Here is a 13,262-nt window from a genome sequence, read left to right on the forward strand (position 1 = left end):
GTGTCAACCCCGGCGGATCCGAGCGGGATCCGCGTACTCGAGGAGAATGAAGTGAGCGGATTGCTTGACGGCCGAGTCGTCATCATCACCGGCGCCGGCCGTGGCATCGGCCGGGAGCACGCGCTGGCCTTCGCGGCCGAGGGCGCCAAGGTCGTCGTCAACGACCTGGGCGCGGGCGCGGACGGGTCCGACACCGGCGAGCACCCGGCCGAGCAGGTCGTCGCCGAGATCAAGGCCGCCGGCGGCGAAGCCGTGGTCAACGGCGACGACGTCGCCTCGTGGGAGGGCGCGCAGAACCTGATCCAGACCGCGATCGATGCCTTCGGCGGCCTCGACGTGCTGGTCAACAACGCGGGCTTCCTGCGCGACCGCATGCTGGTGTCGATGACCGAGCAGGAGTGGGACGCCGTCACGCGCGTGCACCTCAAGGGCCACTTCGCCCCGCTGCACCACGCCGCCGCGTACTGGCGGGCCGAGGCCAAGGCGGGCCGTCCCCGCCAGGCCCGGATCATCAACACCACCTCGGGTGCGGGCCTGATGGGCTCGGTCGGCCAGGGCAACTACGCCGCCGCCAAGGCCGGCATCGCCGAGATGACCATCCAGGCCGCCGCCGAGATGGGCGGCTACGGCATCACCGCCAACGCGATCGCCCCCGCCGCGCGCACCCGCATGACGCTCGGCGCCGGCGGCGAGATGGCCGACGCGATGGCTGCCCCCGAGGATGGCTTCGACGCCATGGACCCCGCCAACATCTCCCCGCTGGTGGTCTGGCTCGGCAGCACCGAGTCCGAGGGCGTCACCGGCCGCGTGTTCGAGGTCGAGGGCGGCCAGGTGACGGTCGCCGAGGGCTGGCGCCACGGTCCCACCTGGGACAAGGGTGCACGCATCGACCCGAAGGAGCTCGGCCCGATCGTCGCCGACCTGCTGGGCAAGGCCGAGACGCCGACCCCGGTGTACGGCGCCCGCTGAGTCCGCTCGGACCGACCGACCGTGGCCGCATCCCGTGTGGGGTGCGGCCACGGTCGTGTCAGCGCGGTTCGCAGACGACCACCGGGATCTCCCGGTCGGTCCAGGACTGGTAGTTCTCGAAGTCCGCGTACAACTCGACCAGCCGGGGCCAGAGCGCGGCCCGTTCGTCGGGTTCGGCCACGCGTGCGCGCATCGGCCGGACCGTGCTGCCGGTCTGCACGGTCACCTCGGCGTTCGCACGAATGTTCAAGTACCACATCGGATTCTTCGGCAAACCGCCCTGCGAGGCGACCACGACCACACTGTCGCCGTCGGGCAGGTACAGCAGCGGACTGATCCGAGGTTCTCCGCTCTTGCGTCCGGTCGTGGTCAGCAGGCACACCGGCACCGGGCTGCGGAAGGCGCTGCCGATCCGCCATTTCCCGCCGATGCGGCCCCCGGTGGCCCGGTAGAGCCGGACATTGGCCCGGGACATCACCTTGATCACTTTCGCCGTCACGGGGGAGTCGAGCCCGTTCGGTCGCGTCTTCACATGCACTCCTGGTCGCCGCGTTGTCGGTGTCGCCGACGTGACGGTACCGTCAAAACAACGCCCGCCGCACCGGAAACCGGTGTGGCGGGCGTTGTTTCGAGGAGCTGTGCTAGTGCGCGCCGTGAATGGCGGTGCGCACGATCAGGCTGACGCCGGGGAAGTACGCGGCGAGTTCCGCCGGGCACTTGAGCATCAGGGCCGTGCCGTAGCCCTGCTTGCGCTGCTCGGGGGTGACCCACAGCCGGACCTCGACGCCGGCGTCGACCAGTTCGCCGATGACCAGGCCGACCGGTTGCGGGCCGGCCTTGTCGGTGGGGTCCTCCGCCACCAGCCATGCGGTCGACTCCTCGTTGATCCGGCGCAGGCCGCCGGCGATCTCGTCGTCGATCCGGTCCTCCGGGAACAGCGTGGTCCCGTCCTCGCGGGGCTCGGTCGCCCGCGCCCGGAAGAGCGCCCGGTCGGCGTCGGAACCGGAGAAGGGGCGCAGCCGCACGCGGTCGGCCCGTCCTCCGCCGGGAGTCCAGTCCAGCGCGGAGTTGACGTCCTCGAGTTCCTGCTGGATGCGGCGCCGGTCCTGTCGGTTCAGGTGCCAGAACTGAAGCGTGAGAACGGCTTCCGCGTGCTCCTCCGGAATGTCGAGCAGTCGCTGGACCGCCCGTGATGCGTCGTCGCGATCAGTGCTCTCGATGATCGCGTCCAGCACCTGGTGCCGTTGCTCGAGTGCGCGCGCGAGACTGTCGAGCAGCTCGCGTCGTTCGAGCGTCTGGGCCTGATCTCCGGTGGTCATTGCTGTCCTGCCTCCGATGCTGACGATGCGCGGCTGGTGTGCGCCGAGGGAACCTAGATCCGCTCGATAATCGTACCGGCGGCAAGGGCGCCACCGGCACACATCGTGATGAGCGCGGTCGAGCCGTCGGTGCGCTCGAGCTCGTGCAGCGCGGTCGTGATCAGCCGGGCGCCGGTCGCGCCGACGGGGTGGCCGATCGCGATGGCGCCGCCGTTGACGTTGACCTTGTCCATGTCCGGCTTGTGCACCTGCGCCCAGGACAGCACGACCGATGCGAAGGCCTCGTTGACCTCGAACAGGTCGAAGTCGGACATCTTCATGCCGGAGCGGTCGAGCAGGCGCTGGGTGGCCTGCACCGGGCCGTCGAGGTGGAACTCGGGCTCGGCGCCGACGAGGGCCTGGCTGACGATGCGGGCGCGCGGCTTGAGGCCCAGGGCCTTGGCCTTGTCCTCGTCCATCAGCAGCACCGCGCTGGCGCCGTCGGAGATCTGCGAGGAGGTGCCGGCGGTGTGGATGGCGCCCTCCATGACCGGCTTGAGCTTGGCGAGGCCTTCCTTGGTGGTGTCGCGCAGGCCCTGGTCGCGGGTGACGGTCTGCCACTCACCTGTCGGTCCGGTCTCCTTGTCGATGACGGGGGCCTTGACCGGGATGACCTCGCGGTCGAAGCGGCCCTCGTCCCAGGCGCGCTTGGCGTTCTGCTGCGAGCGCAGACCCAGGACCTCGATGTCGTCGCGGGTCAGGCCGCGGCGCCGGGCGATCCGCTCGGCGGCCTCGAACTGGGCCGGCATGTCGATGTTCCACGACTCGGGGCGACGCGGGCCGGCGTGGTCTCCGACGACGTTCGCGCCGAGCGGCACCTGGCTCATGGCCTCGATGCCGCAGGCCAGGCCGATGTCGATGGCGCCGGTGGAGATCAGTCCGGCGATCAGGTGGTTGGCCTGCTCGGAGGAGCCGCACTGGCAGTCGATGGTGGTCGCGCCGGTCTGCCACGGCAGGCCCGCGTGCAGCCAGGCGACGCGGGTGACGTTGTTGGACTGGGCGCCGACCTGGGTGACACAGCCGCCGATGACCTGCTCGACGAGTGCGGGGTCGATGCCGCTGCGCTCGAGCACGCCCACCTGGGCCGCGCCGAGGATCTCCGAGGCGTGCAGGCCCGAGAGCCACCCGTTGCGCTTGCCGATCGGGGTTCGGCCGGCCTCCACGATCACTGGATTGCCCACGATGGGCTCCTTTCTTCCGTTACCTCGGAAAATAGAACACGTTCCCGAGGTGCACAACTCTGTTCGGCTTGGAGCCTTTCCAGGCCCGCCGCCCTGTGCTTGAATATCGGTAGAACGTGTTCCACCTGACGTGAACGCAGTCCGACAGCCTGGGAGGACTGTTCGGGTGGAGACAAATCAAGCGACCGACAAGCAAGGCTCAGGAGACCACCGTGGCACAGCCGAACATCGCCGAGGGCTTCGATCCCACTGATCCGGACATCTACGCGGAGCGAGTTCCCCGCGAGGAGTTCGCCGAACTCCGCAAATCCGCACCGGTGTGGTGGTGCCCGCAGTCGCCCACCGTCGGCGGCTTCGCGGACGACGGCTACTGGGTGGTCACCAAGCACGAGCACGTCAAGGAGGTCTCGCGCCGGGACGACGTCTTCTCCACCTGGGAGAACACCGCCATCCCGCGCTTCAATGACGACATCCCGCGTGAGGCGATCGAGCTGCAGCGCCACATCCTGCTCTTCAAGGACGGCGAGGAGCACGCCAAGCTGCGCCGCGTCATCTCCCGCGGCTTCACCCCGCGTGCCATCGGTGCGCTGCGCGCCGCGCTGAAGGATCGCGCCGAGTCGATCGTGACCCAGGCGGCCGCGTCGGAGAAGGGCGACTTCGTCACCAAGGTGGCTGCGGAGCTGCCGCTGCAGGCCATTGCCGAGCTGCTCGGCGTCCCGCAGGAGGACCGCAAGCAGGTCTTCGACTGGTCCAACCAGATGACCGGCTACGACGACCCGGAGTTCGAGGGCGACCCGGCGGTGTCCTCGATGGAGATCCTCGGCTACGCGTACAAGATGGCCGAGGCCCGCCGCGAGTGCCCGGCCAACGACCTCGTCACCCAGCTGGTGCAGGCCGACGTCGACGGCGAGCAGCTCAGTCCCGAGGAGTTCGGCTTCTTCGTGATCCTGCTGGCCGTCGCCGGCAACGAGACCACCCGCAACGCGATCACGCACGGCATCATCGCCTTCCTGGACAACCCCGAGCAGTGGGAGATCTACAAGAAGGAGCGCCCGTCCACCGCTGCCGACGAGATCGTTCGTTGGGCCACCCCGGTCACCGCGTTCCAGCGCACGGCGCTCGAGGACGTCGAGGTGGGCGGCCAGGTGATCAAGAAGGGCCAGCGCGTCGCGATGTTCTACGCCTCGGCCAACCGCGACGAGGAGGTGTTCGAGAACCCGGAGAAGTTCGACATCCTCCGCCAGGACAACCCGCACCTCGGCTTCGGCGGCACCGGCGCCCACTACTGCATCGGCCACAACCTGGCCCGCGTCGAGATCGACCTGATCTTCAACGCCATCGCCGACCACATGCCCGACCTGACCAAGCTCGGCGACCCGCAGCGCCTGCGTTCCGGCTGGCTCAACGGCATCAAGGAGTTCGACGTCGACTTCACCGGGAAGTGTCCGGTCGCGCACTGACCCGTTCTGCACCGCACCCCGGCGAGGCCCTCTCGCCGGGGGTGCGGCCTATTTGACGCAAAAGTGTGCTCTAATTCAGTCAGTAACGTGTTTCAGTCGGTGGGATGCCGACGTGCAGCCTCGCCGCCGATGGTGGATGGAGGCGCGTGATGACACAGGCAGAGCCGACGACCGGAATCCCGTCCGGACTCGACCCCACCGATCCGGATCTCTACGAGCGCGGTGTGCCGGCGGAGCTGTTCGCCCGGCTGCGGCGGACCGCGCCGGTGCTGTGGTGCCCGCAGCCGCCCGGCATGGGCGGCTTCGCCGACGAGGGCTACTGGGCGGTGACCCGGCACGCCGACGTGCGCGAGGTGTCGCACCACAACGAGATCTACTCGAGTTGGCAGAACACCGCGATCGTGCGATTCGAGGACGATCTGCCGCGCGAGAACATCGACATGCAGCGCGCCATCATGCTCAACAAGGACGAACCCGAGCACACCAAGCTGCGCCGGATCGTCTCGCGCGGCTTCACCCCGCGGGCGATCGAGTCGCTGCGCGGGGTGCTGTCCGAGCGGGCCGAGGCGATCGTCACCCGGGCGTTGGCGAACGGGTCCGGCAACTTCGTCACCGAGGTCGCGTGTGAGTTGCCGCTGCAGGCGATCGCCGAACTGCTCGGCGTCCCGCAGGCGGACCGCGGCAAGCTCTTCGACTGGACCAATCAGATGGTCGGCTCCGAGGATCCCGAGTTCCGCGAGAAGTACGACCCGATCACGTCGGTGGGGGAGTTGCTCGGTTACTCATACCAATTGGCCGACGAGCGGCGTCGCTGTCCGGCCGACGACATCATCACCAAACTGGTGCAGGCCGACGTCGACGGCGAGCGGCTCAGCCCCGAGGAGTTCGGCTTCTTCATGCTGCTGCTGGCGGTCGCCGGCAACGAGACGACCCGCAACGCGACGAGCCTGGGCATGATCGCGTTCCTGGACAACCCCGAGCCGTGGGAGTTGTTCAAGGCAGAGCGGCCATCGACCGCCGCCGACGAGATCGTCCGCTGGGCGACGCCGGTGCGCGCGTTTCAGCGGACCGCGTTGTCGGACACCGAACTCGGTGGTCAGCACATCCGCAAGGGGGACCGCGTGGCGATGTTCTACGCCTCCGCGAACTTCGACGAGGAGGTGTTCGAGAACCCGTACACCTTCGACATCACCCGAGATCCCAACCCGCACGTCGGTTTCGGGGCGGCCGGTGTGCACTACTGCATCGGCCACAACCTGGCGAAGATGGAGATCGACCTGATCTTCGGCGCCATCGCCGACCATATGCCTGACCTGGCCCGGCTCGGTGATCCGCGGCGGCTACGGTCGAGTTGGCTCAGCGGCATCAAGGAGTTCCCGGTCGACTTCAGCGGTGGGTGCCCGGTCGCGCACTGAGATCGTTGGGCGCTGGGGCGTTGTTTACCGCGGTAAACAACGACTCGCACCTGCAGGAAATTGGTGCCGCATCAGGTGCCTGAATAGGTACCATGCGGTGGCCTGCCGGCACTCAACATCCAGTTCACCGACGAGCAGGCGCTGATCCGTGAGGCAGCGAACCGCGAAGGAGTCTCCCTCAAGGCGTGCGTCCGCAGTGTGGCGCTCGATGCTGCCAGTTCCCGAAAACACCTGCGCGACGCACTGCTCACCGACATCTTCGACAAGTCCGCCGAACTGAACGAGCGCCTGGCGTGACCGCCTACCTCGATCGTGATGATCTCCTCACGATCGCGGCTCGTATCAACAACGGGAATCCAGCGGTTCGGGAGATGGGGTTGCTCGACGCGGCGATCGCCCGCCCTCGAAGCACCGTGTTCGGTGTCGACGCCTACCCGACATTGTTCGAGAAGTCCGCCGCGCTTCTCCACTCGGTCGCCCGCAACTATGCGCTCATCGACGGCAACAAGCGCACTGCGTGGGCCGCGGCATGGCTCTTTCTCGGCTACAACGGTATGCGCCTGCGTCGCGGGTTCGACGTCGACGGCGCCGAACAACTGATGAACGAGGTCGCCGCGGGCGTTCACGACGTCGATGGCGTCGCCGCGGCGCTCGGATCGTTCGCGGAGTGAGCCGAGAGCGACTCCACGGATCGAGCGCCCGGAACGGGCGGGCCGCAGGTCGGTTCACCCACACAGTGCGGTGTCCACGACTTTCTCGATGACGGCGCGCCCGTAGTCGGTGGCGCCGCCCCGGGTCTCGTATCCGGGGAGGTCGCCGCCGTGGCCCCAGTAGACGCCGCCGCACGACAACGGCCGGCTGATCAGCCCCAACCCGTAGCCGGCGCCGGTGCCGCCCATGGGCACGGTGGTGCGCATCTGGACGAGTAGGGGTGCCGGGGTTCGCGGGCTGGCCGGATTTCCTCGACAATGGATGGGTGGCATTCGATGCAACCCCGACGGTTGAGCAGTTTCGGGCCCTTGCTCGATCGTCGCCGTGGCGGTGGTCGACGCTGGACTTCGATTGGCGTGCGGGCGCTGAACGCCGACGTATGCAGCTTCGTCGGCCCGATTCACTGCGCGTCGAGTTCGAGGACGGCACGCTCGACGAGATCAGGACGCGCCGCCGGCCCTTCGAAGGCCGCCGATACCGCGACTCGACCACGGGTGGGAAATGGAAGCAGTACACCGGTGTGTGGGCGAATGAGACCACCCCGACGTTCCGAGACGACGGGTTGGTCTCCGATCGGCTTGGTTCATCGCATGTGGACTATGACCTGCCGACGTACGGCGACTATCACTTCGTGGCGGCGCTGGATCCCGCGGAGTTCGCCGATGCGTCGTTTGCGGACGACGTCGATCCGTCCGGTCCGGTCGCACTGACGGAGCTGGAACTCGTTGATCATCACGGTCGTCCGGCCTGGCAGGCAGTTGCCGAGCCGACCACGGCATATGACCCTCGGTGTCCCTGCTGTGCGCTACTGGCAGGCGAGTTCGACGAGGGCTGGGACTGCCCCGGCTTTGGTTGACTCCTGACCGGTGAGGATTCGTCCTCGCCTGGAAGGATCACACTCATGCCCAGGCCCTACCCCGCGGAGTTTCGCCGCGACGTCGTCGCCGTCGCCCGCAAAAGCGACGCGCCGTTGACCCAGATCGCGAAGGACTTCGGCATCTCCGAAGCCACCCTGCACAACTGGCTGAAGAAGGCCGACGTCGAAGACGGAGTCCGTCCCGGCGTGACTGCGCAGGAGTCCGCCGAACTGCGTGAACTGCGCAAACGTAACCGCCTGCTTGAGCAGGAGAACGAGATCCTGCGCAGGGCGGCGGCGTTCTTCGCCCGCGAGTTGCCCCCAAAATGATCTACCCGCTGGTCCTCGACCTTGCCGCCGACGCGATCCCCGTCGCCTTGACCTGCCGGGTGCTCGGCTTCTCCACCCAGGCGTTCTACAAGTGGCACGCCGATCCGGTCTCGCAGCGTGACTGGGACGACGCTCATCTGATCAACGCCGCTCTCGACGTCCACGCCGACGACCCAGCATTCGGGTACCGGTTCATCGCCGACGAACTGCCCCGCCACAGCGTCAGTGCCGGCGAGAACAGGGTCTGGCGGTTGTGTTCCCAGCAGCAGATCTGGTCCACCTTCGCCAAGAAGCCCGGGCGAAACCGCAGGTCGGGTCCACCGGTCCACGACGACCTGGTTGCCCGTTCCTTCACCGCGGACGGGCCGAACATGCTGTGGCTGACCGACATCACCGAGCATCGCACCGACGAGGGCAAGCTCTACCTGTGCGCGATCAAGGGCTGCTACTCGAACAAGATCGTCGGATACTCGATGGGCCCGCGCATGACTGCTGACCTGGCGGTCGGCTCGCTACGCAACGCTATCGCCCTACGCGATCCGAAAGCGACCGTTGTACATTCGGACCGGGGCAGCCAATTTCGATCACGAGCCTACGTGGAAGTGTTGACCGACAACGGCTTACAAGGATCGATGGGACGCGTCGGGGCATGCGGTGACAACGCTGCCATGGAATCGTTCTTCGCTCTGCTGCAGAAGAATGTTCTTGACCGGCAGCGGTGGGCCAGCAGGGAGGAACTGCGATTGGCGATCGTCACCTGGATCGAGCGCACCTACAACCGACGCCGACGGCAACGTGGCCTCGGCCGACTCACCCCGGTCGAGTATGAGACCCTCAATCAGGCCCCACTCGCGGCCTGAACCACCACACCTCGCGAGTCAACCGAACTCAGGGCAGTCCCGCTCCCAGCAATGGATCCCGATGGGCCCGAGCCGGATCCGGCTCGACTGCGAGACCGGTGTCTGTGTTCTTATGGACTACCTCGACAACTCCGGTCCACATTTCAACCTGGAGGTTACGATGCGGACTGTCGATGCGCCGATGAGTGATGAACTGTTCAGTCGGCCGCCGCGTCACTGGTGGGGCAAGCGCCCACACTGACAGGAAGGCCACCCATCCGGCAGCGGTCCGGAGGAAGGCTCCTTCGGACCGCTGCCGTACTTGCCGATAGATCTCAGGCCGGCCGGACGGTCTTCATCGCACGGTCGATCTCCCAGAACGCGCGCAGCGACTGGATCTTGCCCTCGGTGGTCACCCGGTAGGTGAACACGCCCTCGGCGTCGATCACGTTGCCTGCCAGGGTGGTCCGGATCGTCCCGACGTTGACGACCTCGTCGCCGCACGCGAACGAGTCGTCGATCAGGAACTCGATCGTGTCGGTGTTCGCGATCGCCATGTCCCAGAACGCCGCGATGGCCTCCTTGCCGTGGTGACCCTTGCCCTCGGGGTCGAAGCCGGACTTGCCGACAGGGTCCTCGACCCAGCCGTCGTCCGCGAACAGCGACAGCCACTCCTGCTTGTTCTTGGCCTTGACTGCCTCCATGGAGCGACGCGAGGCCGCTCGTGCGGGATGCACTGCCTCAGTGGTGGTCTCGGTCATCAGAGCTGTCTCCTATGCCTCGGCCGGATGCTCGGGCTTGTCGGCGCCGACCACCCACATCGAGAAGTACTGCGAGCCGCCGCCGTACGCGTGACCGAGCGCCTTGCGTGCGCCCTCGACCTGGTGCGCGCCGCCCTTGCCCATCACCTGGATCGCGGCCTCGGCGAAGCGGATCATCCCGGAGGCGCCGATCGGGTTCGACGAGAGCACGCCGCCCGAGGCGTTGACCGGCAACCGGCCGCCGATCTTCGTCTCGCCGGCCTCGGTCAGTTTCCAGCCCTCGTTCTGTGCGGCGAATCCGAGGTTTTCCAACCACATCGGTTCGAACCAGGAGAACGGCACGTAGATCTCCGCCGCGTCGATCTCGCTGATCGGGTCGGTGATGCCGGCCTGCTTCCACAGCGCGGCCGCCGCATCCCGTCCGGCCTGCGGCGAAACCTGGTTGCGCCCGGCGAACCAGGTGGCCTCGGTACGCATCGCGGTCGCGTGGATCCATGCGACCGGACGGCCGTCGGCGACCGCGGCGTCGGCGGACTGCTCGTCACCGATCACCATGGCGCAGGCGCCATCCGAGGACGGGCAGGTCTCGTCGTAACGGATCGGGTCCCACAGCATCTGCGACTGCTGGACCTTCTCGACGGTGATGTCGGACTGGTGCAGGTGCGCAAGCGGATTGATCGCACCGTTGAGGCGGTCCTTGACGACGACCATCGCGCCGATGTGCTCGGGTGCACCCGACTGCCGGATGTAGGAGCGGACGTGCGGCGCGAAGTACCCGCCCGCACCGGCACCGACCGGCTTGTTGAACGGCGACGAGATCGACAGCGCCCACATGGCGTTCGACTCGGACTGCTTTTCCCAGGCGACGGTCAGCACACGCTTGTGCACGCCCGACGTGACCAGCTTCGACGCGACGATCGACGTCGAGCCGCCCACCGAACCCGCGGTGTGCACGCGCAGCAGCGGCTTGCCGGGGGCGCCGAGCGCGTCGGCCATCGACAGTTCGGGCATCATCGAGCCCTCGAACAGGTCGGGGGCCTTGCCGATCACGATCGCGTCGATGTCATCCCAGCCGACCTGCGCGTCGGCCATGGCCTTGTCGATCGCCTCGCGGCACAGCCCCGCCATCGTCACGTCGTGGCGCTTGGCGACGTACTTCGTCTGCCCCGTGCCCAGCACGGCTGCCAGCTGCTTGCCCATCAGTTGCGACCTTCCATGACACACACGAGATTCTGCTGAAGCAGCGGACCGCTGGTGGCGTGGGCGAGCACGCGCTTGTCGGTGCCCGCGATCACGCGCAGCGCCGCCTCGCCGATCCGCTCGAGGCCAGCCGCGAACATCGGGTTGCCGCACAGGACGCCGCCCGACGGGTTGATGGTGACGTCGTCGCCGAGCCCGATCGCCCGGCGCAGGATCAATTCCTGATGGGTGAACGGCGCGTGCAGTTCGGCCGCGGTGATGCCGGAGAGGTCGCCGCCGGTGGCGACCTGCGCGGCACGGGTGGTCGACGGCGAGGCGAGCAGGTCGCGGCCGCCGATCTCCGCGGAGTCGATGATGTGTGAGAACCCGGTGATCCAGGCGGGGTTGTCGCACAGTTCGAGGGCGCGCTCGCCGCGGGCGAGGATGACTGCCGCGGCGCCGTCGGTGATCGGTGCGCAGTCGTGCTCACGCAGCGGGTCGGCGACGAACGGCGTCGAGAGCAGGGCATCGACGTCCACGGGCCCGGAGATCTGCGCGGCCGGGTTCGCGGTGGCGTCGGCGCGCGAGCGCGCGGCGACCTCGGCCATGTCGCGTTCGCTCCACGAGCCCTCGTCGAGGCCGAGGCGCGCCTGCATGCCGGCCATCGAGAGCGAGTCGGGCCACAGCGGCGCAACGACATACGGGTCGGTCTGCAACGCGAGTACCTTGCGCAGGTTGCCCGCCGAGGACTTGCCGAAGCCGTAGGCCAGTGCCGTCTCGGCCTCACCGGTCAGCAGCTTGACGTAGGCCTCGTAGAGCGCCCAGGCGCCGTCCATCTCCACGTGCGACTCGTCGATGGGCGGGACCGCGCCGATCGCGTCGACCGAGGAGATGAACGAAAACGCCCGTCCGGAAAGGTAATCGGACGATCCCGAGCACCAGAAGCCGATGTCGTCCTTGGTGATCCCCAGATCCGCGTACAGCTGCTGGAAGACCGGGACGAGCATCTCGGTGCCGTTGGTGGTGCCGACGCTGTTGCGTTCGTTGCGGGTCTGGCAGAAGCCGACGACGGCGATGTCGTCCGGCCCCGGCCGAAAGTTCGAAGTTGTCATGATCGGCTCGCTCACAGGTGCTGGGAGTAGGACTCGAACGGGGCGTCGGGCTCGCCGGTCGGTTCGAAGTGGTCGATGTTCTCGTTCGAGTAGCCCCGCTCCTCGGCGGGCTTCCACACCGCGCGCACCCGCATGCCCATGCGCACCTCGGAGGGGTCGCAGCCGAGCACCAGGTGGAGCATCGGGATGTCGGCGCCGTCGACGAGGATGTAGGCGGCGACGTAGGGCGGCTTGATCCGCTGCCCCTGGAACGGGATGTTCACGATGCAGAAGGTGGTCACGGTGCCGGTGTCGGGCAGCGGGACCTCTTCCTTGGTCGGCACGCCGTGGGTCGGGCTCGCGCCGCGCGGCGGGAGGTACACCTTGTTGCTGGCGGGGCAGCGCTGACCGATCAGCTTGCCGTCCTTGAGCGCGCGCAGGAAGGCGCTCTCCTCGCTCGACGCGGAGTGGTCGATGTGCAGGCCGATCGGCGTGATGATCATTTCCACGTCGTCGACCTCGCCGGCGTCCACCGGCGCGGGGGTGTCGCCCGGTTCGAAGCAGGCGATGTCGGTGATGGCGCCGACGGTGGTCTCGGCCCAGCGGATCCGTACCCGCATGCCGGTGCTGATCTGCTCCGGAGTGCCGACGTCGACGGCGTGCAGCATGGTCGTGTCGGCACCGTCGAGCTTGATCAGTGCGAAGGCGAACGGGCGGTCGAGGGGATGCTCGGGAATCGGCGTCGCGACCCACGACCAGCTGACGACGGTGCCCACCGCGGACACCTCCACGAACTCGTCGAGCGGCGCGGCGGTCACGGGGTCGTACTCCACGGGCGGGACGTGCACCCGTCCGTCGGATCCGCGCACCCCGATCACGCGATGGGCGCGAAGGCCTCCGAGGAACCGTCCGATCGTCGGACCGACAGAGCGCGTGTAATCGAATGCGAGATCCAGCGCGGCACTGAGCGGTTCGAGGGAAGGCGGTTCCAATTCAACGACACTCTTCCTCATGGTCACGACTTCGAGTAGAACAGGTTCTAACTAAGACGGCAAGAGTCACCTGTGGGTGAGTTGCGGGGGCGGGGCCCCGCAACTCACCCACAGGCGACC

General features: G+C 67.7%; 14 protein-coding genes. 6 read left to right on the top strand and 8 right to left on the bottom strand.

All coding sequences use genetic code 11. The features are described 5' to 3' along the window. The first annotated feature begins 51 nt into the window (after positions 1-51). On the top strand, positions 52-969 hold the full coding sequence (locus tag G4X40_RS15320; RefSeq protein WP_277833693.1) for an SDR family oxidoreductase: 918 nt from the start codon (positions 52-54) through the stop codon (positions 967-969). Between the two features lie 58 nt (positions 970-1,027). Here G4X40_RS15320 and G4X40_RS15325 read toward each other — a convergent pair whose 3' ends face one another. From G4X40_RS15325 to G4X40_RS15335, 3 genes are all read right to left on the bottom strand, one after another. Continuing rightward, complete coding sequence (locus tag G4X40_RS15325; protein WP_277834150.1) at positions 1,028-1,444, bottom strand: nitroreductase family deazaflavin-dependent oxidoreductase; 417 nt, start codon at positions 1,442-1,444, stop codon at positions 1,028-1,030. A 166-nt stretch (positions 1,445-1,610) separates the two neighbouring features. Continuing rightward, positions 1,611-2,288, bottom strand: a complete 678-nt coding sequence (locus tag G4X40_RS15330) for a GNAT family N-acetyltransferase (RefSeq protein ID WP_277833695.1) — start codon at positions 2,286-2,288, stop codon at positions 1,611-1,613. Positions 2,289-2,341: 53 nt separating this feature from the next. Further along, positions 2,342-3,508: a steroid 3-ketoacyl-CoA thiolase gene (locus G4X40_RS15335; protein ID WP_277833696.1), complete on the bottom strand. Its 1,167-nt coding sequence runs from the start codon at positions 3,506-3,508 to the stop codon at positions 2,342-2,344. Between the two features lie 212 nt (positions 3,509-3,720). Here G4X40_RS15335 and G4X40_RS15340 point away from each other — a divergent pair, with 212 nt between their 5' ends. The 3 genes from G4X40_RS15340 to G4X40_RS15350 all read left to right on the top strand — a co-directional run bounded on the left by G4X40_RS15340 (position 3,721) and on the right by G4X40_RS15350 (position 7,054). Continuing rightward, positions 3,721-4,968, top strand: a complete 1,248-nt coding sequence (locus G4X40_RS15340) for a cytochrome P450 (RefSeq protein WP_277833698.1) — start codon at positions 3,721-3,723, stop codon at positions 4,966-4,968. A gap of 149 nt (positions 4,969-5,117) precedes the next feature. Then, on the top strand, positions 5,118-6,383 hold the full coding sequence (locus tag G4X40_RS15345) for a cytochrome P450 (RefSeq protein WP_277833700.1): 1,266 nt from the start codon (positions 5,118-5,120) through the stop codon (positions 6,381-6,383). A gap of 293 nt (positions 6,384-6,676) precedes the next feature. Further along, the gene (locus tag G4X40_RS15350; RefSeq protein WP_277833701.1) at positions 6,677-7,054 is read left to right on the top strand and encodes a type II toxin-antitoxin system death-on-curing family toxin; all 378 of its coding nucleotides are present in this window, start codon (positions 6,677-6,679) and stop codon (positions 7,052-7,054) included. 54 nt (positions 7,055-7,108) lie between these two features. On the opposite strand, the gene G4X40_RS15355 is transcribed toward G4X40_RS15350, so the two are convergent. Continuing rightward, positions 7,109-7,300, bottom strand: coding sequence for a hypothetical protein (locus G4X40_RS15355; RefSeq protein WP_277833702.1), 192 nt, complete (start codon positions 7,298-7,300; stop codon positions 7,109-7,111). A gap of 59 nt (positions 7,301-7,359) precedes the next feature. On the opposite strand from G4X40_RS15355, the gene G4X40_RS15360 reads away from it, so the two are divergent. Further along, positions 7,360-7,950, top strand: coding sequence for a hypothetical protein (locus tag G4X40_RS15360; RefSeq protein ID WP_277833703.1), 591 nt, complete (start codon positions 7,360-7,362; stop codon positions 7,948-7,950). 45 nt (positions 7,951-7,995) lie between these two features. Further along, positions 7,996-9,140 (top strand): IS3 family transposase gene (locus tag G4X40_RS15365; protein WP_277833705.1). Its coding sequence is split into 2 segments (ribosomal slippage): positions 7,996-8,269 and positions 8,269-9,140, totalling 1,146 coding nucleotides; the frame shifts between segments, so codons are not numbered across the junction. A 314-nt stretch (positions 9,141-9,454) separates the two neighbouring features. Here the strand turns inward: G4X40_RS15365 and G4X40_RS15370 are convergent. The 4 genes from G4X40_RS15370 to G4X40_RS15385 are packed head-to-tail and all read right to left on the bottom strand — an operon-like array spanning position 9,455 to position 13,163. Next, entirely contained in the window at positions 9,455-9,880 is a 426-nt protein-coding gene (locus tag G4X40_RS15370; protein ID WP_277833707.1) for a nuclear transport factor 2 family protein, read from the bottom strand. Positions 9,881-9,892: 12 nt separating this feature from the next. Next, entirely contained in the window at positions 9,893-11,080 is a 1,188-nt protein-coding gene (locus tag G4X40_RS15375) for a thiolase domain-containing protein (protein WP_277833708.1), read from the bottom strand. After that, positions 11,080-12,171: a thiolase domain-containing protein gene (locus tag G4X40_RS15380; RefSeq protein ID WP_277833709.1), complete on the bottom strand. Its 1,092-nt coding sequence runs from the start codon at positions 12,169-12,171 to the stop codon at positions 11,080-11,082. The genes G4X40_RS15375 and G4X40_RS15380 overlap by 1 nt, the downstream gene beginning before the upstream one ends. Before the next feature lie 11 nt (positions 12,172-12,182). Further along, complete coding sequence (locus G4X40_RS15385) at positions 12,183-13,163, bottom strand: Zn-ribbon domain-containing OB-fold protein (RefSeq protein ID WP_277834151.1); 981 nt, start codon at positions 13,161-13,163, stop codon at positions 12,183-12,185. Positions 13,164-13,262 lie beyond the last annotated feature (99 nt).

The sequence above is a fragment of the Speluncibacter jeojiensis genome (assembly GCF_029589495.1).
Lineage (GTDB): Bacteria > Actinomycetota > Actinomycetes > Mycobacteriales > Mycobacteriaceae > Speluncibacter > Speluncibacter jeojiensis.